The organism is Pseudomonas sp. 3MA1 (assembly GCF_029237275.1).
Lineage (GTDB): Bacteria > Pseudomonadota > Gammaproteobacteria > Pseudomonadales > Pseudomonadaceae > Aquipseudomonas > Aquipseudomonas fluorescens_AP.
Genome location: NZ_JAACFX010000013.1, coordinates 1 through 26,630, shown reverse-complemented (window position 1 = coordinate 26,630; position 26,630 = coordinate 1). Strand labels below are relative to the sequence as shown.

22 protein-coding genes and 1 pseudogene are annotated in these 26,630 nt (G+C 59.9%); 16 read left to right on the top strand and 7 right to left on the bottom strand.

All coding sequences use genetic code 11. From position 1 onward, the window contains the following. Positions 1–10 precede the first annotated feature (10 nt). Positions 11–640 carry an alpha/beta fold hydrolase gene (locus GWQ44_RS26500; protein WP_275928644.1) on the bottom strand — a complete coding sequence of 210 codons (630 nt, stop codon included), beginning with the start codon at positions 638–640 and terminating at the stop codon, positions 11–13. 246 nt (positions 641–886) lie between these two features. On the opposite strand from GWQ44_RS26500, the gene GWQ44_RS26495 reads away from it, so the two are divergent. Further along, positions 887–2,074 (top strand): PrpF domain-containing protein, encoded by a 1,188-nt coding sequence (locus GWQ44_RS26495; protein ID WP_275928643.1) that lies wholly within the window; start codon positions 887–889, stop codon positions 2,072–2,074. A gap of 234 nt (positions 2,075–2,308) precedes the next feature. On the opposite strand, the gene GWQ44_RS26490 is transcribed toward GWQ44_RS26495, so the two are convergent. Further along, positions 2,309–2,650, bottom strand: coding sequence for a low molecular weight protein tyrosine phosphatase family protein (locus tag GWQ44_RS26490; RefSeq protein WP_275928642.1), 342 nt, complete (start codon positions 2,648–2,650; stop codon positions 2,309–2,311). A 249-nt stretch (positions 2,651–2,899) separates the two neighbouring features. Here GWQ44_RS26490 and katG point away from each other — a divergent pair, with 249 nt between their 5' ends. Further along, complete coding sequence (gene katG / locus GWQ44_RS26485; protein WP_275928641.1) at positions 2,900–5,080, top strand: catalase/peroxidase HPI; 2,181 nt, start codon at positions 2,900–2,902, stop codon at positions 5,078–5,080. A 207-nt stretch (positions 5,081–5,287) separates the two neighbouring features. On the opposite strand, the gene GWQ44_RS26480 is transcribed toward katG, so the two are convergent. After that, positions 5,288–5,716: a hypothetical protein gene (locus GWQ44_RS26480; RefSeq protein ID WP_275928640.1), complete on the bottom strand. Its 429-nt coding sequence runs from the start codon at positions 5,714–5,716 to the stop codon at positions 5,288–5,290. Positions 5,717–5,949: 233 nt separating this feature from the next. Between GWQ44_RS26480 and GWQ44_RS26475 the strand changes: the two genes are divergently transcribed. Both GWQ44_RS26475 and tnpB read left to right on the top strand, forming a co-directional pair. Then, positions 5,950–6,864 (top strand): SGNH/GDSL hydrolase family protein, encoded by a 915-nt coding sequence (locus tag GWQ44_RS26475; RefSeq protein WP_275928639.1) that lies wholly within the window; start codon positions 5,950–5,952, stop codon positions 6,862–6,864. A gap of 49 nt (positions 6,865–6,913) precedes the next feature. Then, positions 6,914–7,168: pseudogene (gene tnpB, locus GWQ44_RS26470) on the top strand (IS66 family insertion sequence element accessory protein TnpB); the annotation flags it as partial. Positions 7,169–7,209: 41 nt separating this feature from the next. Here the strand turns inward: tnpB and GWQ44_RS26465 are convergent. Further along, entirely contained in the window at positions 7,210–7,875 is a 666-nt protein-coding gene (locus GWQ44_RS26465) for a hypothetical protein (protein ID WP_246882624.1), read from the bottom strand. 419 nt (positions 7,876–8,294) lie between these two features. Between GWQ44_RS26465 and GWQ44_RS26460 the strand changes: the two genes are divergently transcribed. After that, positions 8,295–8,558 carry a hypothetical protein gene (locus GWQ44_RS26460; protein WP_275928638.1) on the top strand — a complete coding sequence of 88 codons (264 nt, stop codon included), beginning with the start codon at positions 8,295–8,297 and terminating at the stop codon, positions 8,556–8,558. A gap of 2 nt (positions 8,559–8,560) precedes the next feature. After that, positions 8,561–8,749, top strand: a complete 189-nt coding sequence (locus tag GWQ44_RS26455; protein WP_275928637.1) for a hypothetical protein — start codon at positions 8,561–8,563, stop codon at positions 8,747–8,749. Between the two features lie 46 nt (positions 8,750–8,795). On the opposite strand, the gene GWQ44_RS26450 is transcribed toward GWQ44_RS26455, so the two are convergent. Next, positions 8,796–9,464, bottom strand: a complete 669-nt coding sequence (locus tag GWQ44_RS26450) for a phytanoyl-CoA dioxygenase family protein (RefSeq protein ID WP_275928711.1) — start codon at positions 9,462–9,464, stop codon at positions 8,796–8,798. A 290-nt stretch (positions 9,465–9,754) separates the two neighbouring features. On the opposite strand from GWQ44_RS26450, the gene GWQ44_RS26445 reads away from it, so the two are divergent. From GWQ44_RS26445 to GWQ44_RS26435, 3 genes are all read left to right on the top strand, one after another. After that, positions 9,755–10,012, top strand: a complete 258-nt coding sequence (locus GWQ44_RS26445; protein ID WP_275928636.1) for a DUF3077 domain-containing protein — start codon at positions 9,755–9,757, stop codon at positions 10,010–10,012. A gap of 367 nt (positions 10,013–10,379) precedes the next feature. Then, positions 10,380–12,917, top strand: coding sequence for a hypothetical protein (locus GWQ44_RS26440; protein ID WP_275928635.1), 2,538 nt, complete (start codon positions 10,380–10,382; stop codon positions 12,915–12,917). A gap of 12 nt (positions 12,918–12,929) precedes the next feature. Further along, a complete protein-coding gene (locus GWQ44_RS26435) occupies positions 12,930–14,774 on the top strand; it encodes a DUF2357 domain-containing protein (RefSeq protein WP_275928634.1) in 1,845 nt (614 codons plus the stop codon). Between the two features lie 245 nt (positions 14,775–15,019). Here GWQ44_RS26435 and GWQ44_RS26430 read toward each other — a convergent pair whose 3' ends face one another. Both GWQ44_RS26430 and GWQ44_RS26425 read right to left on the bottom strand, forming a co-directional pair. Continuing rightward, entirely contained in the window at positions 15,020–15,646 is a 627-nt protein-coding gene (locus tag GWQ44_RS26430) for a cupin domain-containing protein (protein WP_275928633.1), read from the bottom strand. Positions 15,647–15,719: 73 nt separating this feature from the next. Then, the gene (locus GWQ44_RS26425) at positions 15,720–17,672 is read right to left on the bottom strand and encodes an FAD-dependent oxidoreductase (protein WP_275928632.1); all 1,953 of its coding nucleotides are present in this window, start codon (positions 17,670–17,672) and stop codon (positions 15,720–15,722) included. A 215-nt stretch (positions 17,673–17,887) separates the two neighbouring features. On the opposite strand from GWQ44_RS26425, the gene GWQ44_RS26420 reads away from it, so the two are divergent. From GWQ44_RS26420 to GWQ44_RS26390, 7 genes are all read left to right on the top strand, one after another. Then, complete coding sequence (locus tag GWQ44_RS26420) at positions 17,888–18,961, top strand: ABC transporter substrate-binding protein (RefSeq protein WP_275928631.1); 1,074 nt, start codon at positions 17,888–17,890, stop codon at positions 18,959–18,961. A 99-nt stretch (positions 18,962–19,060) separates the two neighbouring features. After that, a complete protein-coding gene (locus tag GWQ44_RS26415; protein WP_275928630.1) occupies positions 19,061–19,855 on the top strand; it encodes a class II aldolase/adducin family protein in 795 nt (264 codons plus the stop codon). 467 nt (positions 19,856–20,322) lie between these two features. Beyond that, positions 20,323–20,961 carry a transcriptional regulator BetI gene (gene betI / locus GWQ44_RS26410; RefSeq protein WP_275928629.1) on the top strand — a complete coding sequence of 213 codons (639 nt, stop codon included), beginning with the start codon at positions 20,323–20,325 and terminating at the stop codon, positions 20,959–20,961. An 82-nt stretch (positions 20,962–21,043) separates the two neighbouring features. Continuing rightward, positions 21,044–21,760 (top strand): response regulator, encoded by a 717-nt coding sequence (locus GWQ44_RS26405; protein WP_047304616.1) that lies wholly within the window; start codon positions 21,044–21,046, stop codon positions 21,758–21,760. Position 21,761: 1 nt separating this feature from the next. After that, positions 21,762–22,559 carry a transporter substrate-binding domain-containing protein gene (locus tag GWQ44_RS26400; RefSeq protein WP_275928628.1) on the top strand — a complete coding sequence of 266 codons (798 nt, stop codon included), beginning with the start codon at positions 21,762–21,764 and terminating at the stop codon, positions 22,557–22,559. Then, on the top strand, positions 22,556–24,811 hold the full coding sequence (locus tag GWQ44_RS26395; protein WP_275928627.1) for an ATP-binding protein: 2,256 nt from the start codon (positions 22,556–22,558) through the stop codon (positions 24,809–24,811). The genes GWQ44_RS26400 and GWQ44_RS26395 overlap by 4 nt, the downstream gene beginning before the upstream one ends. A 208-nt stretch (positions 24,812–25,019) precedes the next feature. After that, complete coding sequence (locus GWQ44_RS26390) at positions 25,020–26,423, top strand: amino acid permease (RefSeq protein WP_275928626.1); 1,404 nt, start codon at positions 25,020–25,022, stop codon at positions 26,421–26,423. Positions 26,424–26,630 lie beyond the last annotated feature (207 nt).

Sequence of the window (26,630 nt, the reverse complement as noted above, 5' to 3'; positions counted from 1 at the left end):
GTGGACGCGGCTAGGCGCCGGGGATCGACTCGCCGTTCAAGTGCCGATCGAGCCACGGCGCGACTAGGGCCGCGTGGCTCAGGCCCAGGTCATGCCCGGCCCCGGGCACGATGCGCAGGCAGGCGTTGGGCAGCAGGGCGGCCAGACGCTGACCCACCGCCACCGGACTGATGGGGTCGCAGTCGCCCCACAGCAGCAGAACCGGCATGCGCAGTTGCCCCAGGCGCGGGCCGAGGTCGCTGTGGTCGTCGACGAACCAGCGCGGCAGCTGCGGGTAGGCCGCGGCATAGTCGCCGCGCCAGTCCGTGGCGCCCAGCTCGCCCATGTCGACGCCGCCGGAGGTGACGCTCAACACCAGGTGGGTGATCAGCTGCGGTCGCGCCAGGGCCGCGCGCACCGCGATGATCCCGCCCATGGACTGGGCCACCAGCGCGCTGGGCTGGTCGATGCGTTGCAGCACCAGTTCCACCAGATCGTCCATGCCCTGCACGTCAGCCCGGGCCGGGGTGTCGCCAAAACCCGGCCAGCCCAGGTGCACCTGTCGTGCCGGATGGCGCAACTGCCTAGCCAGGGGTTGCCAGAATTGACGGTTGCCCGAGGCGCCGGGCAGAAACAGCAGTTGTTGGGGGGCTTGGGGCATGGCAGCGCTCCGGTTCAATGGGCGGTGAATTGCGCCCACCTGCGGGCAGGGGCCGCGCGGCGGTGCTAGAAAGTACGGTGCTAGAAAGTACGGTGCTGGGCTCTTGCGAGCAAGGGGCGCAGCAGGCGACAGCGGGGCAGCAGGCCGCCGCCCCGGGACCGGTCGCCAGGGTTTATCATGCTGCGCTGCTGCCCGTTGCCCGGCCGACCAGGAGCAGCCCTTTCGCCCACCGTGGAGGCGCCCGCCATGCCCGATCTGCAAAAGCCTGCTGCTATCCCTGAGTTCCCGGTGTGCCACGCCCGTGGCGGCACCTCCACCGGGCTGATCCTGGCCCGCGAAGCGCTGCCCCGGGACGAGGCCCTGGTGGAAGAACTGCTGCGCCACCTGATGGGCGTGCCTTTGCAGGGCGAGTGGCCGGGCAACAGCCAGATCACCGGCCTGGGGCGCGGCGGGCCCACCAGCAACAAGGTGTTCATCGTCGAACGCCGCCCCGGCGAGACGCGGATGATCAGCACCCTGGCGCAACTGGCGGCGGGCAAGAGCGCCATCGACTGGAGCGTCAACTGCGGCAACATGTCCGCGGCCCTGCCGTTGTACGCCCTGCAACGCGGCTGGCTGCAGCCCGGGGAGGGCGGCGGACAGATCGAGATCTTCAACAGCAACACCCAGACCACGATGTATGCGCGCCTGAGCCTGCGTGACGGCCGGCTGCTCAGCGACACGCGAATTCCCGGGGTCAACGGGGTATTTCCCGGGGTCGACCTGTTTCTCGACAAGCCGGTGGGCGCCAAGACCGGCGCGCTGTTTCCCACCTGGCAGCGGACCGACCTGCTGGATGGGATTGCCGCCACCTGCATCGACGTGGCGGTGCCCATGGTCATCCTGCGCGCGGCGGACCTGGGCAAGACCGGCGAGGAACGCCCGGCCGAACTGGACGCCGACCCGCATTTCAAAAGCCGCCTGCTGGAGCTGATGGTGCAAGGCGGCCTGCTCATGGGCCTGCGCAAGCGTGACGGCCGCCTGATGAGCGCCGACGACCTGCGGCGCAGCGAAACCATTCCCAAGATCTGCATCGTCAGCCCTGCGCGCCACGGCGGGGATATCGCCACCCGCTACTTCACCCCGCAGAACGCCCACCCGTCCCTGGCAGTTTCTGGTGGCTGCTGCCTGGCGGCGGCCTGCCTGGCCGAAGGCACCGTGGCTCACGCCCTGCTGGCGCGGGCACCGGTGATAGGTGAAACGAAGGGTGAATACCCGCTGGCGATTGAAAACCCCGCCGGGGTGCTGGACACCCTGATCAATGCCCGGCAAGTGGCCGGGGAACTGCTGATCGACGGCGCCGCCTACCGGCGTAGCGCGCAGATCCTGTTGCAGGGGCATACGCCGTTGTACAACGCCTCCCCCGAACTGACCGCCGCCCTTGGCGCCTTGTAGCCACTGGCGCGGGCTCGTCGGCGATCCCTCTACCGCCGAGGCCCCTTCGGTGCCTTGCGCAGCCTGCGGCAGCGGCTACAGAAGTGCCCGTGCCGCTAGCGCCTGCATTCGCTTCGTGTAGCCGCTGCCGAAGGCTGCGAACGAGCCGCAGGCTCGCCGGCGATCTCGCAAACCGATGGGGTCTTGCGCAGCTTCACCCGCAGCTCAGGCGGGGCCCTGAATGCCAAAGGCATATCAGCGAGCCGCGCCGCCATCGGGAAGAAACGGCGGCACCTTCTGTCGCAGCAACTGGATCAACTCTGGGTCCATGAAGTCGTAATCATCGGCAATGTTCAGGCAGACAATCTGCTGGCTGTTCAACTGCGCCTTGAAGCGCTTGCGCAGTTTCTCTCGGTGGCGGGTTTCCATCACCACAATCAGCCCGGCCCATTGCACCAGCTCCGGGCCCAGGGGCACTTCGGCATCGTGATTGAGTCCCGCCGAAGCGGTTTCGATCCCCGGCCAGTCGGCAAACACCTGCTCGGCGGTGGGGCTGCGCAGCTTGTTCTGGCTGCAGACAAACAAGACATTGAGCATGGCGCCGAACTCCTTGGCAAAAGCCGCAGAGTCTCGGCGGCTTTTCAAGCAATGTCGAGCCTATTGTCCGCCCAGGGTCCGGCTAGCGCTCCCTGGGTAAAAACCTGCAACGGTCATGGATTTTTCCTGCCAGGGTCATCAAGCGAAGCTATTTTTACCTTCGCTTGCCCTTCACTACGCTTTTCAAACGCACATCTCGCCCAGGGCCCCAGTCGAGCGGCCGGGCAGGGATGACCGAAGGAGTGACCCATGTCCAACGAATCCAAGTGCCCGTTCAAACACACCGCCGGCCAAGGCACCAGCAACCGTGACTGGTGGCCCGGCCAACTGAACCTGAAGATCCTCCACCAGCATTCCCACCTGTCCGACCCGATGCCTAAGGACTTCGACTACGCCGCCGAATTCAAGACCCTGGACCTGGCCGCGGTGAAGCGCGACCTGCTGGCCTTGATGACCGACTCCCAACCCTGGTGGCCGGCGGATTTCGGCCACTACGGCCCGCTGTTCATCCGCATGGCCTGGCACAGCGCCGGCACCTACCGCATCGCCGATGGCCGTGGCGGCGCCGGGGGCGGGCAGCAGCGCTTCGCCCCGCTCAACAGCTGGCCGGACAACGTCAGCCTGGACAAGGCGCGGCGGCTGATCTGGCCGATCAAGCAGAAATACGGGCGCAAGATTTCCTGGGCCGACCTGATCATCCTCACCGGCAACGTCGCCCTGGAATCCATGGGCTTTAAAACCTTCGGCTTTGCCGGCGGCCGCCAGGACGTCTGGGAGCCGGAAGACAACGTCTACTGGGGTAGCGAAACCACCTGGCTCGACGACCAGCGCTACAGCGGCGACCGCGAGCTGGAGAACCCCCTGGGGGCGGTGCAGATGGGCCTGATCTACGTCAACCCGGAAGGCCCCAACGGCAACCCCGACCCGCTGGCGGCGGCCCGCGACATCCGCGAAACCTTCGCCCGCATGGCCATGGACGACGAAGAAACCGTGGCCCTGATCGCCGGTGGCCACACCTTCGGCAAGACCCACGGCGCCGGCCCGGCGAGCCACGTCGGCCCGGAACCGGAAGCCGCCGGTTTGGAAGAACAGGGCCTGGGCTGGAAAAGCAGCTTCGGCACGGGCGTCGGTGGCGACGCCATCACCAGCGGCCTGGAAGTGATCTGGACCACCACCCCGACCCGTTGGAGCAACGACTTCTTCGACCACCTGTTCGGCTTCGAATGGGAGTTGACCACCAGCCCGGCCGGCGCCCACCAATGGCGGCCCAAAGCCGGCGCCGGGGCCGACAGCGTGCCCGACCCCCACGATCCGAATAAACGCCGCACGCCGTCGATGCTCACCACCGACCTGTCGCTGCGCTTCGACCCGGCCTACGAGGCGATTTCCCGGCGCTTCCACCAGCACCCCGAGCAACTGGCCGAAGCCTTCTCCCGCGCCTGGTTCAAACTCACCCACCGCGACATGGGCCCGCGCGCCCGCTACCTGGGCCCGGAAGTGCCGGCTGAGGAGCTGATCTGGCAAGACCCGATTCCGGCGGTGAACCACCCGCTGATCGACGCCCAGGACATCCAGCAGCTCAAGGGCCAGATCCTCAATTCCGGCCTGTCCGTGGCGCAACTGGTGTCCACCGCCTGGGCCTCGGCTTCGACCTTCCGCGGCTCGGACAAGCGCGGCGGCGCCAACGGCGCACGGATTCGCCTGGCCCCGCAAAAAGACTGGGAGGTCAATCAACCGCAGCAACTGGCCCAGGTGCTGCAAGGCCTGGAAGCCGTGCAGAGTGCCTTCAACAGCGCGCAAAGCACTGGCAAGCGTGTATCCCTGGCGGACCTGATCGTCCTCGGCGGTTGCGCTGCGGTGGAACTGGCGGCGAAAAATGCCGGCTACAGCATCAGCGTGCCTTTCGCCCCGGGGCGCATGGACGCCAGCCAGGAACAGACCGACGTCGAATCCTTCGCCGTGCTGGAACCGGTGGCCGACGGCTTCCGTAACTACCTCAAGCCGGTTTCCGGCGTCACCGCCGAAGCCCTGCTGGTGGACAGAGCGCAACTGCTGACCCTGACCGCCCCGCAACTGACCGTGCTGCTGGGCGGCCTGCGGGTGCTGGGGGCCAACGTCGGGCAATCGCCCCACGGCGTATTCACCGCGCGCCCGGGCACCCTGAGCAACGACTTCTTCGTCAACCTGCTGGACATGGGCACCCAATGGAAACCCCAGTCCGAGGCCCGCGACCTGTACGAAGGCAGCGACCGCGCCACGGGACAGTACAAATGGAGCGGCACCCGGGTCGACCTGCTGCTGGGTTCCAACTCGCAACTGCGGGCCCTGGCCGAGGTGTATGCAGCGGCGGATGCGGGGGAGAAGTTCGTGAAGGACTTTGTCGCCGCCTGGGACAAAGTCATGAACCTGGACCGGTTCGATCTGCACTGAGAGGTTTGCACAGCGGATAAAATCGCAACGCCTCACAAGGGACTCAAGCGGATGTTGTGGCGAGGGAGCTTGCTCCCGCTAGGCTGCGAAGCAGCCCCAAAAACGCCACCTCCCAAGTGAAGCATTCCCAGCAACGCGGTCGCCGCCATCAGGCCGCGACCGCCCTTGAATCAGCGGGCGCTGTACCCACAGCGCCCGCCCAACCCCTTACTGGGCCTTGAGGTACTCATTGAGAAACGCCTGGGCATCGCCATAGCTGGACAGGTTGCTGTCATAACCCACCTTCAGCGGCTTGGCCTCACCCGGCAGATGCAGCTCGCCATAGCCTTCCTGAAGCAGCAGCACCACGAACTTCTGCCCGTCCACCTGAGTGAAGTAACGGGTGTCGCGGTCGGTTTGCTCCACGTTCATTTTCTGAATGCGCATGTTCCAGTCGTGGTCGGCGTCTTCCACCTGCACCAGCGCCTGATTGGCGCTGCGCTCACCGATGCGCAAGGTCCAGACCTTCACCCCGTGCGGCCCGGTGTAGGCCAGGATCTTGTCCGCCACCTGTGGCCGTTCCTCGGCCTGGGCCAGCCCGACTCCCAGTACCCACGCCATGACCCATGCGGCCGCCCAACGGTAATAAAGCTGCATCCTTCTAGCTCCTGAACATGAAAAAGGGCGGTTATTGAAGCCGACCCGTGCGGCGCTGCCAAGCACCCAAGGCAACAGGCGGGATAAAAAAACGGCGCACACGCAGGACTCATTCGCCACCGACCTGTCGCGAACAGCACACTCTTTGCGCCCTCGGCTAAATACAGGTCGCAAGCGTGGCAAGGCAAAACGTCGCCACCGGTAGTCTAAGAGCACCACCCGGGAGACTTTCAATGATTCGACGCGCTTGCTTGGCCGCTCTATTGACCATGACTGCCGCAACCGCCTTTGGCGGCCCTGGCTACGATCATCTCTATGCGTTCGGTGACAGCTACTCTGACAATGGCGCGGGTGAAACCTTCACCCGAACCATGGCCGCGCAGAAGGTCAAAGATGCACAGGAGCTGCCCGGTTCGCTGTATTGGCAGGGACGCTGGAGCAATGGTCCCACCGCGGTCGAGCACTTGGCGCAGGCCTTGAAAATCCCCTTGACCGACTACGCCATTGGCGGCGCCAAAAGCGGCAACGGCAACTACTACGCCTGGATGCAGCCCTCTCGCGACACTGGGGTTTTCGGGCAAATCGCCGATCACCTGAAGGCCGCTAAAACACACAAGGCGGATCCGGATGCGCTGTATTTCATTTTCATCTCAGCCAACGACTTTTTTGAATGGGCCGACTTCGCGCACCCAGAAACGATCGACGTGCTTGGCCAGAACAGCGTGGCGAACATACAGAAGAGCACCGAGACGCTGATCGCCGCAGGGGCGAAGCACCTGATGGTGGTGGGGACCACGGATTTGAGCCATGTGCCGGCTGTGGTGCAGGGCAATCAAGTCAAGAACGCAACGCAATACCAGCAGATACTCGAACAAAAACTGCCCGCCGTGCTGACAACACTGGCTAACGCCCATCACGTGAGCATTGGCTACTTCGACCACCTGGCCTTCAGCAACGCGCTTCGCGCGGCCCCCGAGGTGGCGCGCCTGAAGGATCTGGATACCCCGTGCCAAGCCACCTACCCGGACGTCAAACCCGTGTGTGCGGATCCGGATGCCCATTACTACTGGGATGAATGGCACCCGACCCGCAAAGTCCACAGCCTGGCCGCCGAGGCGATGCTTGAAACGCTGAAAGCGAGCCGTTGAGGTTCTCTATCCGCTCATAGCCGGTCAGCATTGCCCGGCTATCGAGCCCATGGACATGCGCGCCGGAACTGAAACTGCGCTGGCCCGGGTGGTTGCCGTGTTCGGTGCGGCGCAACCGCACTGTGCTTATCTGTTTGCTAACCGCCGCGCCAATCGCATGAAAGTGCTGGTGCATGATGGGTTTGGCATCTGGCTGGCTGCTCGCCGATTGAACCAAGGCAAGTTCCACTGGCCAGGCATTCGCCAAGGCCCTGAACTCGAGTTGAATTCCGAGCAACTTCAGGCCTTGGTGTTGGGTTTACCCTGGCAACGCATGGGCAGTGGCGGTGCGCGTTCATCGACTTCTTACGGATCAACTCCGGGAAGCCAGGCAAGCGGCCAGTGTGTCGTTATTTGCAGCGGCAACGAAAGAGCAATGAATTGTGTCTCAATCCGCACGCGCCCCTGTGAGTCGGTGCGTTCCCCTAGAATCACCGGCAGCCTCCTGCAACGCGCGAGAGCATCAGCCACACTTATGTGCAGCAATTGAGCGATGACGCGCGCAGCATCGCGGATGCGATCAGCCGGACACGTATCCAGCTGAAGATCGTATTCGGGAAAAAAGTCGCGTGAAATGCCTGGCAACGGCTGTTGATCCACGCACCGACCACTGTGGAACTCACCCCGATCTAGAAAGGCGTCTCGCTCGACGTAGTGTTCAAGCGCAGCGGCATAGTCCTCAAGTTGTGAGAGCGGCTGCTGACGCTTCTGTACGCTCAGTACATCTACAAAGTCGGCAGCTTCAAGGCAATACGAAAGGCCGTGTGCTACGGCAAAGGCCGGCATTTGCTCACCGTTCTCGCCGGGTACGCTATTCGATTCTTCCTCGGGCGAAGAGAGGTAAAAGCGAGCTTCGATCAGCGGTGCTCCGTCCTTGACATAGACCCATGAATAGCGGCTGCATACATCGTTATTGCTATCACAGGTCGCAAGGGCTTCGATAACGTCACGAAGACTTAAAAGTAAAAGCATGTTAAAAATTCCCTCCACCCAATGCACCATATTCTACAGAGCCAATTGAGGTGCCCCACAGCTCTCTGAAGGTTGTTCATGCCTTGACAATGCCATCAGGATGGGACGGCCAGACGCATACTGTGCTTCTGCGCGACGCTGGCAATCGAAGCGCCGGGCTGGGCGCATTTGAAGGATTTGGAATAGGAACGGCGTTGTGGCTGCATGGAAAGACCCGCTTAAAAGGCTAGAGAGGGTGTCCACATAAATTGAGGTGTACACCATCGCCTTTGGCGTCGGGGTCAGAAAGGTGTGTTGCCCAGACGCTTACCGATAAAGTGACCCGCCTCAAAGCGCCTGACGCACACGCTGCGCCTCTGCACATTCCAGCCCGCGACCGCGCCCCGATTCAAAGGCTGCATTTTCAGGATGAATACCCCATGAGCCAACTCACCGCACTGATCGCCCAAGCCCAAGCCGGGCTTTCGGTCCAGCAAAACATCCCCCAGGAACGCTGGGAGGCCATCGCCACTCAGTGCGGCGCGGCGGAAATTGCCGAGATCAAAACCCGCATCGCCTCACTCAACGCAGACAGGGAAGCCGTCGAAGACTGGGACGGCGACACCCGCGATGACCTGTATTTCGCCATCGCCGACTTCACCCGCCTGCTGGAACTGGCCACCGCCCACGTACAAGGTGAATGAGCATGCCGATTGACCGCACAACGGATTATTTCGAGAGCAGCGAGGGCGCCGTGCGCCTATGGATAGAGCAGGGCAGTGCCATTCATCTCAAGGCCATCAGCCCGTACAACGACCCCGTGGAACTGACGGCAGAACAGGCCCTGGAACTGGCCCAGGCACTGCAACGTTTGGCCGGCCGCCTGGCCGACTGAATGAGCGCCACGCTGCGGCTGACGCACACCTCGCGCCCGAGCCCACTCAGACAAAATCCGCCGGCTCGAAGCGCTCGCTGGTGTCCATGCGGATAGCACGCAGGCCCAGCGTCTGCAGATGGGACTCATACAGCCCCAGGGCGCAATAACTGATCAGCAAGCTGCGACGGCACGCACCACTGGGGTTGAGGCTGGCCCCATGCACCAGATCGGCATCGAACAGCAGCACGTCCCCCGCATTCCCCGCCAACTGCACCACTCGGGATTCATCACTGAAATCAAAGGGCGCCAACCGCTCCCCGGGGCGATGACTGCCGGGCACGATGCGCGTCGCGCCATTGGCCGGCCCATAGTCATCGAGATAGACCAGCGCCGTGACCCGGTCACCGAGGCGCTGATCCGACAGATCCCGGTGCAACACCTGATGACCGCCCCCCGCCAACGGCTCGCGGCCCTCCACCTGAGCCAGAAAAAAGCCTTCCCCGATCAACTCCCCGGCCACCGCCAACAGCGCCGGCAAGCGACACACCGCCTGCACCCGTGGATCCAGATCCACCAGCGCATGACGCCAATCGTGGCCCCTAGGCACCGGCCATTGCTCGGGCGCAATCACCCCCGCCTCGAAGGTGGTCCGCAGCTCATCCAGCCAGTCGGCGGGCACCGCCTGACGCAGTAACAGGTAACCGTTTTGATGGAGCTGTTCGCGGTCGATCATGAGGGGGCAGATGTCCTTATCCGGGGTGGGGGAAAGCATAACGGCTCGCTAATCCGAGCGACATAACCGGCTACGGTTTAGCGGTTGCCGGACCCTGAGCAGACCGCCTAGTCTGCTGCGGTCGCTGCAAAATCAGCGACCGGGCCTGAGAACCCGATCAGATACAGGCACATTTTTGATCAGGGAGTTTCAATCATGTCTGCCGGTAATCTGTGTGAAATTTGCTGCTGTTCCTTTCGCCTTCCTCCGCTCAAAAGCCTCTGCTGCCAGACCTTGGCGGGAGGTGCACGATGAGCCATTCAAACTCAATCAAAACCCAAGGTTTTGTCACCTTTGGCCAATGTGCCGATCCTGAACTAACGTTGTTTCGCGTCAATGCGGATGTGCCTTTGCAGCAGGCGTTGGAGCAGGCTTCGACGCTGTTGTACTACGCCAAGAAACTTGCGCTGGATGCGGCTATGGATGAGCAGGGGGAGCGGTATGCGTGGGCTGCGTATTTTTTTGCGGAGATGGGGAAGGCGGTGATTGATGATGTGGGGTTGGGTTAGGAGCGATTTTGAGCTAAGGCGTCATTGCACGACGTAGATAAATGAGCCGTTTATTGCTGGCAATAGACGGCTTTTCTGGCTTTTGAGGTTGTTACAGTTGGGCACGGCCCCTTAAGTCTGCTTCGTATGGGGCTCAAAACAAGTGCTTGTCGTCAAGCGAGATTTCCCCCATCTCCGGCTATTTTTAGGTGCCACTGGATTAGGTACGTTTCAAGCTGAATCAGATACGCAGTCAGCAAATTGAAGGGGAAGATGGACAAAGCCGAATAGCCTTTTGATATCAATTTTCTGGACAGTCTTGCATTAGGAGGGTAGGTTTTCCCTGGTGTTGTGCCAAGACCGTCACTGATAACTAAATGAGAGAAACATGGATAGCTCTAGCAAAAGAATTCTTTTTGGGAAAAAGTATCGAGCCATTTACAACGCGGATGCGCCATCAAATCTTGGTTTTTTAGATGTGGTGTTTGAACAGATTAATGGCGAGCTTTACCTAGTAAATGAGAAAGAATTTTTTTGTGAAACTTGTCAGGTTTTTGTAACTAGTAACTATCATGATATAGATACAAAGTTTGAAGCAGGGGAGTTGTTTCAGATTGAGGCGATACCTACAACTCAAGAGTGGAAGGAAGGCGACTGTCGTTATGTAACTACGGCCACAAAAGTGGAGTCTAGGCTTCCAAGAAAAGCTGCGCTGCAAATACTAAGTACTACACTTCCTTCTCCAAATGATAAAATTGTTTATACAGATGCGCCGCCTTTCACACCCCTGATTCTTATAAAAAATGGTGACTCGCTTTATGGGCCATTTCAAACAGCTTCGGAAAGTGATAGTAATGGGAGTACAGTTGTAAAGTTATTATCTGTGGAAGGTCCATTTCCAGGTAAGAATGTAACTGGGAGTATACGTAAGTATCGTTATGAAGATATTGAGCCAGGAGTGGCTCATTACGATATTAGAGGCGATAGATATTCGTTCTTGCTGCGAGCTGAGATGTTTGAACAGCAGTCGTGCGACTATGTGGACTTTGCGTCCGATGAAGAAATTGTAAAGCTTGGGAGCGAACTGGTAAAAAAAGTTGCCTTCAAGTCGTTTACAAAAAATGAACAAATTATGTTTAGGGCTGCGCTTAGTAAAACCAAAAATATCCCAAGTAATGCTATTGAGCAGTTGAATCGTTTTTTTGCATTAGCTACTACAACATCAGAGAAATTAGAGTCTCTTGAAAGTGCGCTTCATGACTATCTGCAGACCTCGGCTGGCCAGGAGTTATTGAGTAAGCATGTTGAGTCTAGAGAGGAAATCTATTTAAGAAAATTTAGAGCGGAAAAAGAGGATAAGCTGACAGAGGAGTTTGCCGCGCTTTCTTTGAAAGTGGATAAATTGACAAAGCTGCAAAAGAGTCTCGAAGCTGAAAATCAGAATGCTACTGAAAAGCTTGAACAGCAAAATGCGACATTTAAAGCACAGCAACGAATATTTGTTGATGAGGCTCGAAATAAAGAGCGCAGTGAGCTTGAGGCAGAAATAACTAAAGCAAAAAATGAACTTAAGTTGCTGAAGGAAGAGGCTGATCCCTATAAGGATCTAGCTGCACTAAAAAGTGAAATTACATCGGCGAATGCTCGGTTGAAGGTCTATCAAGAACAAAGTGATATGGCAAAACAAAGCAAAGATCTCATGGAAGATGAGCTGAAGCAGCGCGATGAAGAACTTCGCAAGAAACTTTTTACTCTTAGACCATATGTGGAAGCAATTTCAGGTATGACACATCCTGTAGAAGAGTTGCTTAAGACTCTTCCTCATGCGAGTGCTCGTGAAATAAATTCTGATTTTCTGTTGGCCGAAAGAAGTCGTTATATCGATGAGCTTCGGCGGCAACTTGCATCGAAGGGACGCTATTATGCGAAGGATTTCATTGCTAATCTTCTGATCTCAATTCAACAAAGCTTTATAGTGATTCTATCGGGGTTGCCAGGGGTTGGTAAGACTTCGCTTGTAAAAATACTCGCGGAAGCGAAGCAACTATCTACTCGAATGCTCAATATTTCTGTCGGTAGAGGGTGGACTAGTCAACGTGATCTTATTGGTTATTTTAATCCGCTATCCAGTCGCATGATACCTGCGCCTACGGGTTTCTATCAGTACATAAAGTCTTGTCAGCACGAGAAGTGTGAGATGGCTGCACCGCTGTGGGTGCTTTTGGATGAAGCAAATTTATCTGCGATTGAGCACTATTGGGCACCGTTTATGGGTATGGCCGATATTGAGTCTGATAAGGTTTTACGTGTTAATGATTCAGAAGCACCTATGCAAGTTCCAAATTCTCTTCGTTTTATTGGTACTATAAATAATGACCTAACCACTGAGCCACTTAGCCCTCGATTGATTGATCGAGCGCCTATTATCACCCTTCAGCCAATTAATGAACGTTATGAAGAAGAACTTCAGGATATTGATGTTGAGGGGATTGATCTCCCAATTAGTCATAGCACATTACATCAGATGTTCGATATTGATCAGTCGCTTCCACTAGAGGATGAACGAGAGGCGATTGCACATCAGATGGCGTTCTTACAAGAAGTGAAAAATATTCTCATGGACGACAATATTGCTTGGGGTAAACGGTGCGTTATCTCAAAGCGGAAAGAAAATGCTATAGAACGCTACTGTTTAGTAGCTCATCCTCTCATGCGCTCAAGTTCAAATATGCGCGCTTTGGACTATGCTCTTAGTCAACATGTACTACCTTTAATTCAAGGTAGTGGAGATGGTTACGCGTTAAGGATCGAAAAATTAATTGATCTTCTTGATCAAGACGACTTCAAAATAAGCCACGGGCTGCTACGCCGAATGCATGAAGCCGGACGTATTGATATGAATTCCTTTAGCTACTTCTCGCATTGAGTTGTGGTTGCCATGATCGAAATATCATTGTTAGTTCAAAGTCATGAAGGGATCCAGGCGTATTGCCTTCAAGAGACCTTTACGGAGATCCCTGCTATTCGAGAAACTGACTCGATTTCTTTTCGAGTCAGTTGTCCGAATGCTCTTGGAGAACCTAAGGTTTTTATACAAGATCATAGTATTTTGCTAAATCGACCATATCAAAATGGCGAACTTACAGAGCATACTGTGGAATTTGGTCGGTATTTATCCAATCATTTTGGAGTGACGTCTATAGCCGTATCCTTTTCTAACGGCCATGATTTGATGCGTGTTACGCCAATTGATGTTTATGCAACGAAAATAAACAAAGAGCAGGCGGAAAAAATACTGGAATATCTTTCATTGAAAATGAAAGATGTAACGCATCTGTGTTTTTCGAAGACACATATTGGATCGGATTCTAAAGCTGGTGAAACTACGGATACACTCACCAAAATCGATTTTTCTCGCAGAATAATTGAGTTGTTGAATGCGAACCGTCATCGCTTTGCAACTCAGCCCTGCAAAAGGTCCGTAGAGACACTAAGGGTTAGTAATTACGAAGATACTACGCATATAACAGATAAAGATATATCCTGGCTGTTTCAGCATCTTGATCAGATTTATCCTGTTTCGCCTGATGCGTCTAAGGTTATTATAAATAATCGTCACTACTCAATCGATCAAATACAGAGGAGTGTATTGAGGGTTGATACTAATTTGTTTGAAAATCAAGTCATTCATAGCTTTTTGCTTAATTTGAAAGGTTTTCTGGGCGCTGTTCCTGATTTTAAGAGGAAGTATCAAACGCATACGCCTTATAAGGATTATTATACTTTTGATAGTATTCTTAAAAAAGTTGAGGCGCCACTGATGGAACGGCGTTTTAGGGAGGCTAGGATGCTGTTGCAGCAATGTAATGAGCTTATTGCCTTCTTTAAAAAACACCTGCCATGTACTATTCGTGGCACGGTTGTTCCTATACTGACTCCTCAGGCTAAACGTTATACTCATTATGAGAGGTCATTTCGACTTATTGATAGTTGGTACAAGCTTGGGCAGCCGGCATGGAGTGGAAGTAATTACCTTTTTGGATTGAAGTCACTTGACAAGCTATATGAATTTTTTTGTTTGTATAAAATTGTCGATAAGTTTGTCGATATGGGCTATCAGCTGACAGCTGTCGGAGCTAACGAAGCAGATAGAAAACTTGGCATGCGAGGGCGGCCGGCTCCGCATGCGCAAGATAAAATTACGAATTATTATAAATTTGAGTCTAGTGAGAAGACTCTAGAACTTTTTTATGAGCCTACAATTTGGGCTTATAGTGAGCTTTCGAAGTCTGGTGAGCTTGTCGATACATATCATGCAAAAGGCGTTTCTAATCCGTTCTTTACTCCGGATTTTGTGATAAGACAGGATGGTGGTGATAACTATCCAGCGTACTATATTTTTGACGCGAAGTATTCGACAGAAAGTCAGACAAAAGAACGGCATTTGCCAGCGATTATTGATAAGTATTACTTGAAGCTAAAAGGGGTAAGTAAAGATCTGCAAATCGATTCGCATGCGGTAAAACTGGTATATGCACTTATACCCAAAACATTTAATCATGAGCAAGGCTACCATGGCGGACCGTTCAACGTTTACGATCGCTTAGCTACAGCCCCTTTCTTTGGGTTTCTAAAACTTACTCCTGACGAGGAGCGACCACTAGATAAACTAATTTCAACCTTATTCAAGCCTGCTTCTTTGTCTATCTCGTACGTGGAAGATGCTATTTCGATAGCTGAAGCACCTTCGGCGGAAGGCCCTGTACTCTTAGCAACAAATTAACTTGGTTTCTTTGTTTTTTTTTACGGTAGTGGTGTTCTTAGGTTTGATATTTGTGATGTGGTAAGTTTTCGCTTGGCGCCGTGCCAATATGGGCGGCGTTGTTGTTTGTCAAGCTATTAGTTTTAATGCTTTCATCGTTCTAATAAGGGTTGGGCCTTATTGTTAGTTAAGTGTTCGGTCCTGTTTTTATGCGCTGCTAGTAGTCTAGTCCAAAGACTTTTATTCCTCCCAATACGATAAGCCCCTCAAAACGTCGGCGGCGTTATCACCCACAACACCACCGCATCCTCCTCCCCAGGATTCCCATACTTATGCGGTTCCTGGCTGGAGAAACTAAAACTATCCCCCTCACTCAACTGAAAATACCGCTCACCCACCCACAGCTCAAAGCTCCCCGACAGCACATACCCGGCTTCTTCTCCCTCATGGCTGTAACTCTCCTTGCTGTACGTCCCCGGCGGAAACCGTGAGTGCAGAAACTCCAGCTGCCGGGTCGGTTGCGGGGTCAGCAGTTGATCGATAATCCCGTTCTCATAATTCACCTGCAGCCGCTGTTTCTTGCGTACCACATAGCCTTGGTCTTCAGGTGCCGTCTGGGTTTCGCTGGCGAAGAACCATTGGATGGTCACGCCCAGGCTGCGGGCGATGTTGAACAGGGCGGGGATGGAGGGGTAGGCGAGGTTGCGTTCCAGTTGGCTGATGTAGCCGGCGGTGAGTTCGCTCTGCTGGGCCAGTTCGCTCAGGGTCAGGCCGCGGCGTTTGCGCAGGCCGCGGATGCGGGTGCCAAGAAACTGTGGGCCGCCAGGGGCCTGGTTGTCGCTGCCGGGCTCGGGCGGGGTGCTCACGGGCGGCGTCTTGCTGCTTTGGTTCATGGCGGGCTCCAGGCCTGGAAGACGGGCGCGTCCGGGCGCCCGTCCTGCAAAAGCCCTGGAGTATAAAGCAGCCTCAAAGCGCCCAGGCGACTTTCAAGCCTTCGTGGATGGCTTCTTCCACGGTGCGCGGTGCCAGGCAGTCGCCGATGCGTTGGAAGGGCACCAGGCCTTTGAGTTGTTGGCCGAGGTCGTCCACGGATTGGTGGCCTTGGCACAGGACGAGGCTGTCGACGTTTTCCAGCAGCATGGGTTCGCCGCTGGCGGTGTGTTGCAGGTAGACGGTGCTGTCGTCGCAGCCGTAGAGGCGGGCGTAGGGAATGATCGGGACCGCCAGTTTGTGCAGTTCGCCGGCCAGTTGGTCGCGCACGTACAGCGGCAGGCTTTCGCCGCAGTGGGTGCCGTTGACTGCCAGTTGCACTTGGTGCCCGGCGCGGACCAGGCGCTCGGCGATGCCGGGGCCGATCCAGTCGCAGCGCCAGTCGGCCACCACTACGCTGCGGCCCAGTTGCACTTCGTCCCGCAGTACTTGCCAGGCGTCCACCACTTGCAGGTCGCCGCCGCGTTCGAAGTTCGGCCAGTAGGGCTGGGCGCCGGTGGCGATGATCACGTGGTCGGGGTTTTCCCGCTCGATCAGGGCGCGGTCGACTCGGGTGTTGCGCACCACTTCGACACCGGCCAGTTGCATTTCCCGTTGCAGGTTGGTGCTGGCGCCGCCGAATTCGCTGCGCCGGGGCAGCAGTTGCGCCAGTTGGATCTGGCCGCCCAGTTGCGCGCTGGCTTCGTAGAGGGTCACGCGGTGGCCGCGTTGGGCGGCCACCGCAGCGGCTTTCATCCCGGCCGGGCCGCCGCCCACCACCATAATGCGTTTGCCGCGGGCGCTGGGCTTGGGCTGGCCGTAGAGCAGTTCGCGGCCGGTTTCCGGGTGCTGGATGCAGGAGATCGGCAAGCCCTTGTGGAAGTGGCCGATGCACGCCTGGTTGCAGGCGATGCAGGCGCGCACGTCCTCGGCTCGGCCGCTGTCGCTCTTGTTGGGCATCTGCGGGTCGCAGATCAGCGCGCGGGTCATGCCGCACACATCGGCCTGGCCCTTGGCGATGATCGCTTCGGCTTCCTGGGGCTGGTTGATGCGCCCGGTGAGGAACAGCGGGATCGACAGCTTGGCCTTGAAGGTGCCGGCTTCCCGGGCCAGATAAGCCGCTTCCACCGCCATGGGCGGGACTATGTGCACGGCGCCGCCGAGGGAGGCCGAGGTGCCGGCGACGATGTGCACGTAGTCCAGTTGCCCTTGCAGCAATTGCACGGCGGCCAGGGATTCGTCTTCGGTGAGGCCTTCGGGGTCGCGTTCATCGGCGGAAATGCGCAGGCCGATGATGAACTCGGCATCGGTGCTGGCGCGCATGGCGTCGAGGATTTCCCGGATAAAGCGCAGGCGCTGCTCCAGTTCGCCGTTGTAGCCGTCGGTGCGGCGGTTGACCCGCGGGTTGATGAACTGTGCCGGCAGGTAGCCGTGGCTGGCCACCAGTTCCACGCCGTCCAGCCCGGCCTGATGCAGGCGCCGGGCGGCGTCGGCGTAGCCCTGGATGATCTCGTCGATCATGTCCTGGTCCAGGGCCCGTGGCATGACCCGGAAGCGTTCGTTGGGCACCGCCGAAGGGGCGTAGGCCACGGCGAGCAGGCCGTCGGCGGACTCCATGATTTCCCGCCCCGGGTGGAAGATCTGCGACAGCACCACGGTGCCGTGGGCGTGGCAGGTTTCGGCCAGGCGCCGGTAGCCGTCGATGCAGGCGTCGTCGGTGGCCATCAGCACGTGGCTGGTGTAGCGCGCACTGTCGTGGACCCCGGCCACCTGCAACACGATCAGGCCGACGCCGCCTTCGGCCCGGGCGCGGTGGTAGGCAATCAGCTGTTCGTTGACCAGGTTGTCGGTGGGCATCGAGGTGTCGTGGCCGCTGGACATGATGCGGTTCTTCAGGCGTTTGCCACGGATCTGCAAGGGTGCGAACAGGTGCGGGAAGGCGCTGGTCATTGCGGTGACTCCAGGCGGGCCAAGGGCAGGGGAGCACAGCCTTGGCGTTGTTATTGTTGGCCTATCAAAATTTACCGACAGTAAAAAATCAACTTGTTTTTTTACTAAGGCTTGCAGTAGCTTCGACCTGCGCCCGCTTTTGGCGCGAACCTCACAACAATAAAAAAGGGCCGTGCCGGCGCCTGCCGGTGTGGCACCGCGACGAGGATTCACAGATGAAAGCGCTCACCCGCAAGCACGGTTGTTCTTTCCTGGCCCTGAGCCTGGCCTTGGGTTTGACCCTGGGCCAGCCGCTGATTCAGAACAAGGCCCAGGCAGCCCCCGACATGGTGGTCGTGGCGTACGGCGGAGCCGGACAAAAAGCCCAGGACGTGGCGTTGTTCCAACCCTTCAGCAAGGCCGATGGCAGCAAGCTGATCCAGAGCGAATACAACGGCGAAATGGCCCGCATCAAGGTCATGGTCGACACCGGCAACGTCGATTGGGACCTGGTGCAGATCGAAGGCCCGGACCTGATGCGCGGCTGCGAGGAGGGCATGTACGAGCCCCTGGACTGGAAGACTCTGGGCCGTGCCGACCAGCTGATTGCCGACGCCGCCCAGCCCTGCGGCTCGGCGGTGCTGGTGTGGAGCGTGGCCATTGCCTACGACCGCAACAAGCTGGCCAAGGCCCCGGCGTCCTGGGCGGATTTCTGGGACGTCAAGCAGTTCCCCGGTAAGCGCGGCCTGCGCAAGCGCGCGGTGTACAACCTGGAATTCGCCTTGATGGCCGACGGGGTCAAGGTCGAGGACGTGTACAAGGTCCTGGCCACGCCGCAAGGGGTGGAGCGGGCCTTCGCCAAGTTGACCGAGCTCAAGCCCTACATCCAGTGGTGGGAAGCCGGAGCCCAGCCGGGGCAGTGGCTGGCCGCCGGTGATGTGGTGATGACCTCCAGCTACAGCGGGCGTATCGCCGTGGCGGCCCAGGGCGGCGCCTCCCAGGCGGTGGTCTGGCCCGGCAGCCTGTATGGCATGGATTACTGGGCGATCATCAAGGGCTCGAAACACGTGGATCAGGCCAAGCGTTTCATCGCCTTCGCCAACCGACCCGAGGTCCAGGTCGACTACGTCAAGCAGATTCCCTATGGCCCCACCAACACCCTGGCCGCGGCCAAGCTCGACCCGGCGCTGGCGCAGTGGGTGCCGACCTCGGAACAGAACCTCAAGGACGCCCTGGCGATGAACGTGGAGTTCTGGGTCGATCATGGCGAAGAGCTGGAAGAGCGCTTCAACGCCTGGGCCAGCAAGTAAGCGCAACGGGCTGGACGCCTGCGGGCGTCCGGTCCTATTGTTTGCCGGCCCCGTTTACCGACCTGGTTTGCCCGCCCACCCGCCTGGAGGACTCCAACAATGAACAATATCGCTCCCAGCCCCTACGCCAACGCCGAGCGCAGCGCCACCGAACAGCGCCTGCGCGAAGAGCTGGCGGCCTGCTACCGGTTGATCGCGCACTTTCGCATGACCGACCTGATCTTTACCCATATCTCGGTGCGCCTGCCCGGGCCCGAGCATCATTTCCTGATCAACCCCTACGGCCTGATGTTCGAGGAAATCACCGCCTCCAACCTGGTGAAGATCGACCTCAACGGCGAGGCGGTGGAGCCGTCACCGTACCCGGTGAACCCGGCGGGTTTCGTGATCCACAGCGCGATTCATGGCGCCCGCGAAGACGCCCAATGCGTGCTGCACACCCACACCAAGGCCGGTTGCGCGGTGGCGGCGCTCAAATGCGGCTTGCTGCCGGTGAACCAGATTTCCATGGAGTTCTATGGCCGCGTGGCCTACCACGATTACGAAGGCGTGGCCCTGGACCTGGGCGAGCAGCAACGGCTGGTGGCCGACCTGGGCGACAAGAGCGTGCTGATGCTGCGCAACCATGGCTTGCTCACCGTGGGCGAAACCGTGAGCCAGGCGTTTTTGCGCATGTACTACCTGGAGAAAGCCTGCGAGATCCAACTGGCGGCCCAGGCAGCAGGGGAGATCGTGCTACCGCCGGACGCAGTCTGTGCCCACACCGAACGCCAATTCAACGACCCGGGCCGGCCGCTGCAGGAAGGCGAACTCAACGACCCGGACGCCATGCAACTGGCCTGGGCGGCGTTGCTGCGCCTGCTGGAGCGCATCGCCCCCGACTACCGCGCCTGACCACACGTGGGTTTGTATCAACCTGTAGCCGCTGCCGAGCCATGGCGAGGCTGCGAAAAGGCCCGCAGGGCCTTGCTTGACGATCTCCAGCCGAACCTGTGTCGTCTTCAAGATCTTTGCGTCCCTGCGGGCCGTGCGCAGCCTTCGGCAGCGGCTACAGGGACCGCGCCGTTTGTTGTTTTTGTCACGGTGCTCCCGGCTTTGTCATGTGTAGCCGCTGCTGAGCCCTGGCGAAGCTGCGAAAAGGCCCGCAGGGCCTTGCTTGACGATCTCCAGCCGAACCTGTGTCGCCTTGAAGATCGTTGCGTCCCTGCGACGGAATGCCGCCCAGCCCGTTCGCAGCCTTCGGCAGCGGCTACAGGAAGCGGTACGGCTCGGGCGGCCACACAAACGCTGGATAGCCACGGAAGGCCTGTTGTACAGTCGTTCAGTTTCAACTTCCCGCCACTGTCCAAGGAACCCGCCCCATGAGCCAGGAAGCGCGCTTTTCCCGCCTGGAACCCGACCTGCGCAAGGCCGAGCTGATCGAGGCGACGCTGACCTGCCTCAAGCTCCACGGTTTCCAGGGCGCGTCGATCCGCAAGATTTCCGCCGAGGCCGGGGTCTCGGTGGGGCTGATCAGCCATCACTATTCCGGCAAGGACGAGCTGGTGGCCGAGGCCTATCGCGCGATCACCGGACGGGTCATGAGCCTGCTGCGTGAAGCCATGGAGCAGGCCGCGCCCACTCCTCGGCAACGGCTGTCGGCGTTCTTTCGCGCCTCGTTCTGCGCCGAACTGCTGGACCCCAAGCTGCTGGACGCCTGGCTGGCGTTCTGGGGCGCGGTGAAGACCGCCGAGGCGATCAACCTGGCCCATGAGCATTCCTACGGCGAATACCGCAACGAGCTGGCCAGCCTGCTGACCCGCTTGGCCGCAGAGCAGGGCTGGGCACAGTTCGACGCTGATCTGGCGGCCATCAGCCTCAGCGCCTTGCTCGACGGCCTGTGGCTGGAGTCCGGGCTCAACCCCGGGACCTTCAGCCCGCAGCAGGGCGTGCAGATCTGCGAAGCCTGGGTCGAGGGCCTGCTGGCCAGCCAGGGGCGCGGCTTCATCAGGCCGACATAGGGCTGTTGATCGGTTGTTCAGTAATGGCTAGGCTGCTGCGCACAGGGTTCCTTTTCCAATAAAAATAATCAGGAAACAGGCGATGACTCCTCGGGTTTTGATCGTCGACGACGATCCGCTGATTCGCGAACTGCTCCAGGCTTATCTCTCTCAGGAAGGCTACGACGTGCATTGCGCCGCCACCGCGGAGCAGGCGGAGAGCTTTCTCGGCCAGCACACGGTGGACCTGCTGATGCTGGACATCCGCCTGCCGGGCAAGGACGGCCTGACCCTGACCCGGGAACTGCGGGTGCGTTCGGAAGTGGGGATCATCCTGATCACCGGGCGCAACGACGACATCGACCGCATCGTCGGCCTGGAATGCGGCGCCGACGACTACGTGATCAAACCCCTCAATCCTCGCGAGCTGGTGTCCCGGGCCAAGAACCTGGTGCGCCGGGTGCGTCATGCGCGCCAGCCGCAACCCCAGGCGTCGAGCCCGAGCCCGGTCAAGCAGTTCGCCGACTGGGCCCTGGACACCGACCGCCGTCGGCTGATCGATGCCGGGGGCGCTGAAACCCTGCTGACCCACGGCGAATACCAACTGCTCAGCGTGTTCCTGCGCAACAGCGGCCACACCCTGAGCCGCGACCAGTTGATGGACCAGATCCGCAACCGCGAATGGGTGCCCAGCGACCGCTCCATCGACGTGCTGGTGGGCCGCCTGCGGCGCAAGCTGCACGACGACCCGGCTGAGCCGGAGCTGATCATCACCATCCACGGTGCCGGTTACCTGTTCACCGCCAGCGTGGCCGCCTGAATTGCTGCGCCGCGCGCGGGTGCTGTGCCTGAGCCTGTGCTTGATCCTCCTGGCCGGCCCGACGTTCGCTGAACCCCGGCCCGTGCTGCGTTATTGCGACTACCCGGTGTACCCGCCGATTTCCTGGAGCGACGGCCAGCAGGTGCGCGGGCTGGCGCCGACCCTGGTGCGTCAGGTGCTGGGGGACCTGGGTTATCAGGTGCAGGTGGTGGTGCTGGGCAACTGGAAGCGCTGCCTGCTGGACGCCGCCGCGGGCCGGGTGGATGTGGTGCTGGCCTACAGCACCAGCCAGCGCCAGCAGGACCTGCTGTTTTCCCAGGTGCCGGTGCTGCGCGAAGAAGTCGCGCTGTTCGTCAACCGCCGCAGCCTGCCGCGCTTTGCGCACTTGCAGGACTTGCGGGCCTATCGCGGCGGCCTGCTGTTCGGCGAGAGCTACGGCCAGGATTTCGACCGCGAAGTGGTGCAGCACGGCAACATCGAATGGGTCTCCAGCAGCCAGCAGAACTTCGGCAAGCTGATTCGCCAGCGCATCGATTTCATCCCCCATGAACGCCGCACCGGGCAGCTGTTTATCGAGCAGTTGCCGGGAGCCGAGGACATAGTCGCCTTGCCCCAGGCGGTGAGCGTCGACTACCTGCGCCTGGCGGTGTCGCGCCACTCGCCCCTGGCGCCGCGCATGGCCGAGATCGATGCGCGGTTGCAGCAGCAGGTGGACAGCGGCGCGGTGCAGCGCTGGCTGGCGCAAAGCCAGGACGACTACCGCGCCATGCTCAAGGCGCAACGGGAGGCAGCGCCATGATCCCCCTGCGTTCCGGCGGCCTGTTGCGCCGCCTGCTGCTGTTTATCCTGCTGTTCAGCCTGTGCTTCACCGTGCTCGCCAGCAGCGTGCAGCTGTACTTCGAATACCGCCGGGAAATGCGCGAGATCGACAGCCGCATGGAGCTGATCCGCGCCGGTTACCTGGGCAGCCTGGAACGCAACCTGTGGGACCTCAACCAGGAGCAGCTGACCGTGCAGTTGCAGGGGCTGGTGGACTTTTCCGACGTGGCCCGGGTGCACTTGATCAGCAATGACTTCGACTTGCAGCAGGGCAGCGCCGAGCTGATCGGGCCGTTGCGGGTGGAGCGTTTTCCCTTGAGCTACCAGCCGCCGTCCGGGCCCTTGCGCCAGTTGGGCGAGTTGCAGGTCAGCACCGATCTGGGGGCGGTGTATCGGCGCCTGTACGCCACCGGGCTGGCCAGCCTGTTGTGGATGAGCGTGTTTCTCTGCGGGCTGGCGGTGGCCCTGTCCGGGCTGTTCTACCGCCTGGTGACCCGGCACCTGCAAGTGATGGCCGACTTCGCCCGGCGCGTGGCCGCCGGCGAGCTGCGCGAGCCCCTGCACCTGGACAAGCGCCAGCGCCCCGGCGGCGACGAGATCGACACCGTAGCCCGGGCCCTGGACGACATGCGCCGGGCGGTGCTCGACGATGTGCAGCGCCGCGAAGCCGACCGATTGGCCTTGCAGGACAAGCGCGACGAATTGCAGAAAATGGTCCAGCGCCGCACCGCCAGCCTGATGCACGCCAAGGACGAGGCCGAAGCCGCCAACCTGGCCAAGTCGCGCTTTCTGGCGACCATGAGCCATGAACTGCGCACCCCGTTGAACGGCATCCTCGGCATGGCCGAACTGCTGCGCCAGGCGCCGCTGGAGCAGCAGGACCGCCAGCGTTTGCAGGCCTTGCATCAGGCCGGGGAGGGCCTGCTGAGCATCCTCAACGAAGTGCTGTCCTTTGCCCGCTTGGAAGAGGGCGAAAGCCGCCCGGAACTGCGGGACTTCTCCCTGCGTCAGTTGCTGGAAGAAGTCACCACCCTGTTGCAGCCCCGGGCCGAGGCCAACCGCACCCGCCTGGAACTGCACATCGACGAACAACTGGCGCCGCGTCAGCAGGGCGCCGAGCAGTACCTGCGCCAGGTGCTGAGCAACCTGCTGGCCAACGCCATTCGTTTTACCGAAGACGGCTGGGTGCGGGTCGAGGTGCAGGTGCTCGACAGCACCGCCGAGGGCCAGCGCCTGCGTTGCTGCGTGCGCGACAACGGCATCGGCATTGCTGCGTCGATGCGCGAGAAGATCTTCGAGCGTTTCGTCCAGGCCAGTGACGAGGTGACCCGGCGCTATGGCGGCACCGGCCTGGGCTTGGCCATCTGCAAGCACCTGCTGCAGCAACTGGACGGACGCATCGGTGTGGACAGCGAGCTGGGGCAGGGCAGTTGTTTCTGGTTCGAGCTGGCGTTGGGCATCGGCCAGGAGCCCTTGTCGGTGGCCGCGCTTGAGTTGCCGACGCAGGGGTTGAAAATCCTGGTGGTGGAAGACGTGGCCCTGAATCGCGAAGTGGCCAGCGGACTGCTTGAGCGTGACGGCCATCAGGTGTGGCTGGCGCAAGACGGTGAAAGCGCCTTGGCCCTGTGTCAGCGGCAAGCCTTCGACCTGTTGCTGCTGGATGTGCACTTGCCGGGCATCAGCGGAGTCGAGCTGTGCCGCGAGATCCGCCAGCGTCCCGGGCCCAACCGGCAGGTACGCATTGTCGCCCTGACCGCCAGCGTCCAGCCGTCCGTGGTGCGTGGTTATCTGCAAGCCGGGATGCAGGGCATTCTCGGCAAGCCGTTGCAGCTGGCCAGCCTGCGGCAAGTGTTGGCCGGGCAGGTGCAGGTGCCGCAGGCCGACACTGAGGAGGGCTTGCTCGACCAGAGCGTGCTGGACACCCATCGCAGCCTGTTGGGCGAACAGAAGTTGCAGGGCCTGCTTCAAGTGCTGGCCGATGCCCTGGATCAGCAACAGCCCCTGTTGAGCGATGCCCTGGCCGCCGAGGACTGCACCGAAGTCCTGCACCTGGCCCATCGCCTGGCGGGCAGCGCCGATTCCCTGGGCTTCTGTGCCCTGGCCCGAGTGCTGCGGGAGTTGGAAGGTGCGGCAGAGCAGGCCGATCGTCCGGCGCTGGCGGCCTTGGGGGCGAATTTGCAAGCGTCCTGGCAGCAGTCCCGGGCCTTGCTGCAACAGCTGTTGGCGGCCTGACGTACAAAAACCTTACGACTTTTTACATCTTCGATCCTGGCGTTCAATCCGAACTTACATGGCTTTCCAATAATCGCTTGAGCCGCGCCCGCCGCGGCCTTCGAAGCTTATTGGAGATAATAATAATGAACTGCCTGCAAGCTGCTTCCGCCTTCCGCCACACCCCTTTGCTCCGCGCCCCGCGCCTTACCGACTGCTGAGGTGCGCCATGACAACCACCACAGAACGTAAAGGCATCCACCTGACCCGCTCCTTGAAGAGCCGGCACATTTTCATGCTGTCCCTGGGCGGGGTGATCGGCACCGGGCTGTTCATGGGCTCCGGGGTCACCATCAACCAGGGCGGCCCCTGGGGGGCGATCCTCTCTTACCTGGTGGCCGGGTTCCTGATGTACCTGGTGATGGTCTGCCTCGGCGAGCTGTCGGTGCAGATGCCGGTGTCCGGCTCGTTCCAGGCCCACGCCACCAAGTACATTGGCCCGGCCACCGGCTTCATGATCGGCTGGGTCTACTGGATGAGCTGGGCCACCACCGTGGGCCTGGAATTCACCGCGGCCGGCATGCTGATGCAGCGCTGGTTCCCTGGCGTGCCGATCTGGTACTGGTCGGCGCTGTTCGTGGCCTTGCTGTTCGGCATCAACGCCCTGGCCACCCGCGCCTTTGGCGAGGCCGAATACTGGTTCGCCGGGGTCAAGGTGCTGGCGATCCTGAGCTTTATCGTGGTCGGCGCGCTGGTGATCTTCGGCGTCATCGACCTGCCCAACGGCGCCCCGGCACCGGTGTTCGACAACCTCAAGGGCGACTCCCTGTTCCCCAACGGCCTGCCGGCGGTGTTCGCGGTGATGATGACCGTGGTCTATGCCTTCCAGGGCTGCGAGATCATGGGCGTGGCCGCCGGCGAAACCGACCAGCCGGAAAAAAGCATTCCGCGGGCCGTGCGCAACGTGGTGTTTCGCGTGCTGATCTTCTACGTCCTGGCGGTGATGGTGCTGGCCGCGATCATTCCCTGGCAGCAAGCCGGGCTGGTGGAAAGCCCCTTTGTCCAGGTGTTCGACATGGTGGGCATTCCCTACGCCGCCGACCTGATGAACTTCGTGATCCTCACGGCGATTCTTTCGGTGGGCAACTCCGGTTTGTATGCTTCCACGCGCATCCTCTGGGCCATGTCCAAATCCGGCATGGCGCCCAAGGCCCTGTCGCCCCTGAGCAAGCAAGGTGTGCCCCTGCGGGCTTTGGCCATCACCCTGTGCTTTGCCCTGATCTCGCTGATGACCAGCTTTATCGCTGCTGACACCCTGTTCATGGTGCTGATGGCTGTGAGTGGCATGGCCGGCACTGTGACCTGGATCGTCATCGCCCTGGCCCAGTACCGCTTCCGTCGCCAGTTCTTGCGCGAGGGTGGGCAACTGGAGCAGCTCAAGTACCGCGCGCCCTGGTTTCCCCTGGTGCCATTGCTGTGCATCGTGCTGTGCAGCTCGTTGTTTGTGTTCCTGGCCCTCGACGAAACCCAACGGCCGTCGCTGTACTGGGGTTCGGGTTTTATCGTTCTGTGCTATGGCGCTTACTACCTGATGCAGCGCAAACGCCAACTGCAACCTGTAGCCGCTGTGTAGGAGCCGGCTTGCCGGCGAAGGGGGTCGTGAGGCGAGCGTCTGGGTGGATGCCTTTGCTGGCGTTTGCGGCCAGCGGGGCGGGGTACATATCCGTTGCTGCGGTCACGGCCACTTAGGGTTTCGCCCTTACGGCGAGTCACTTTTACCAAACGCCGTAAAAGTAACCAAAAGGGCTTGCCCCTCCATACGGCCCCTCGCTGGGGCTCG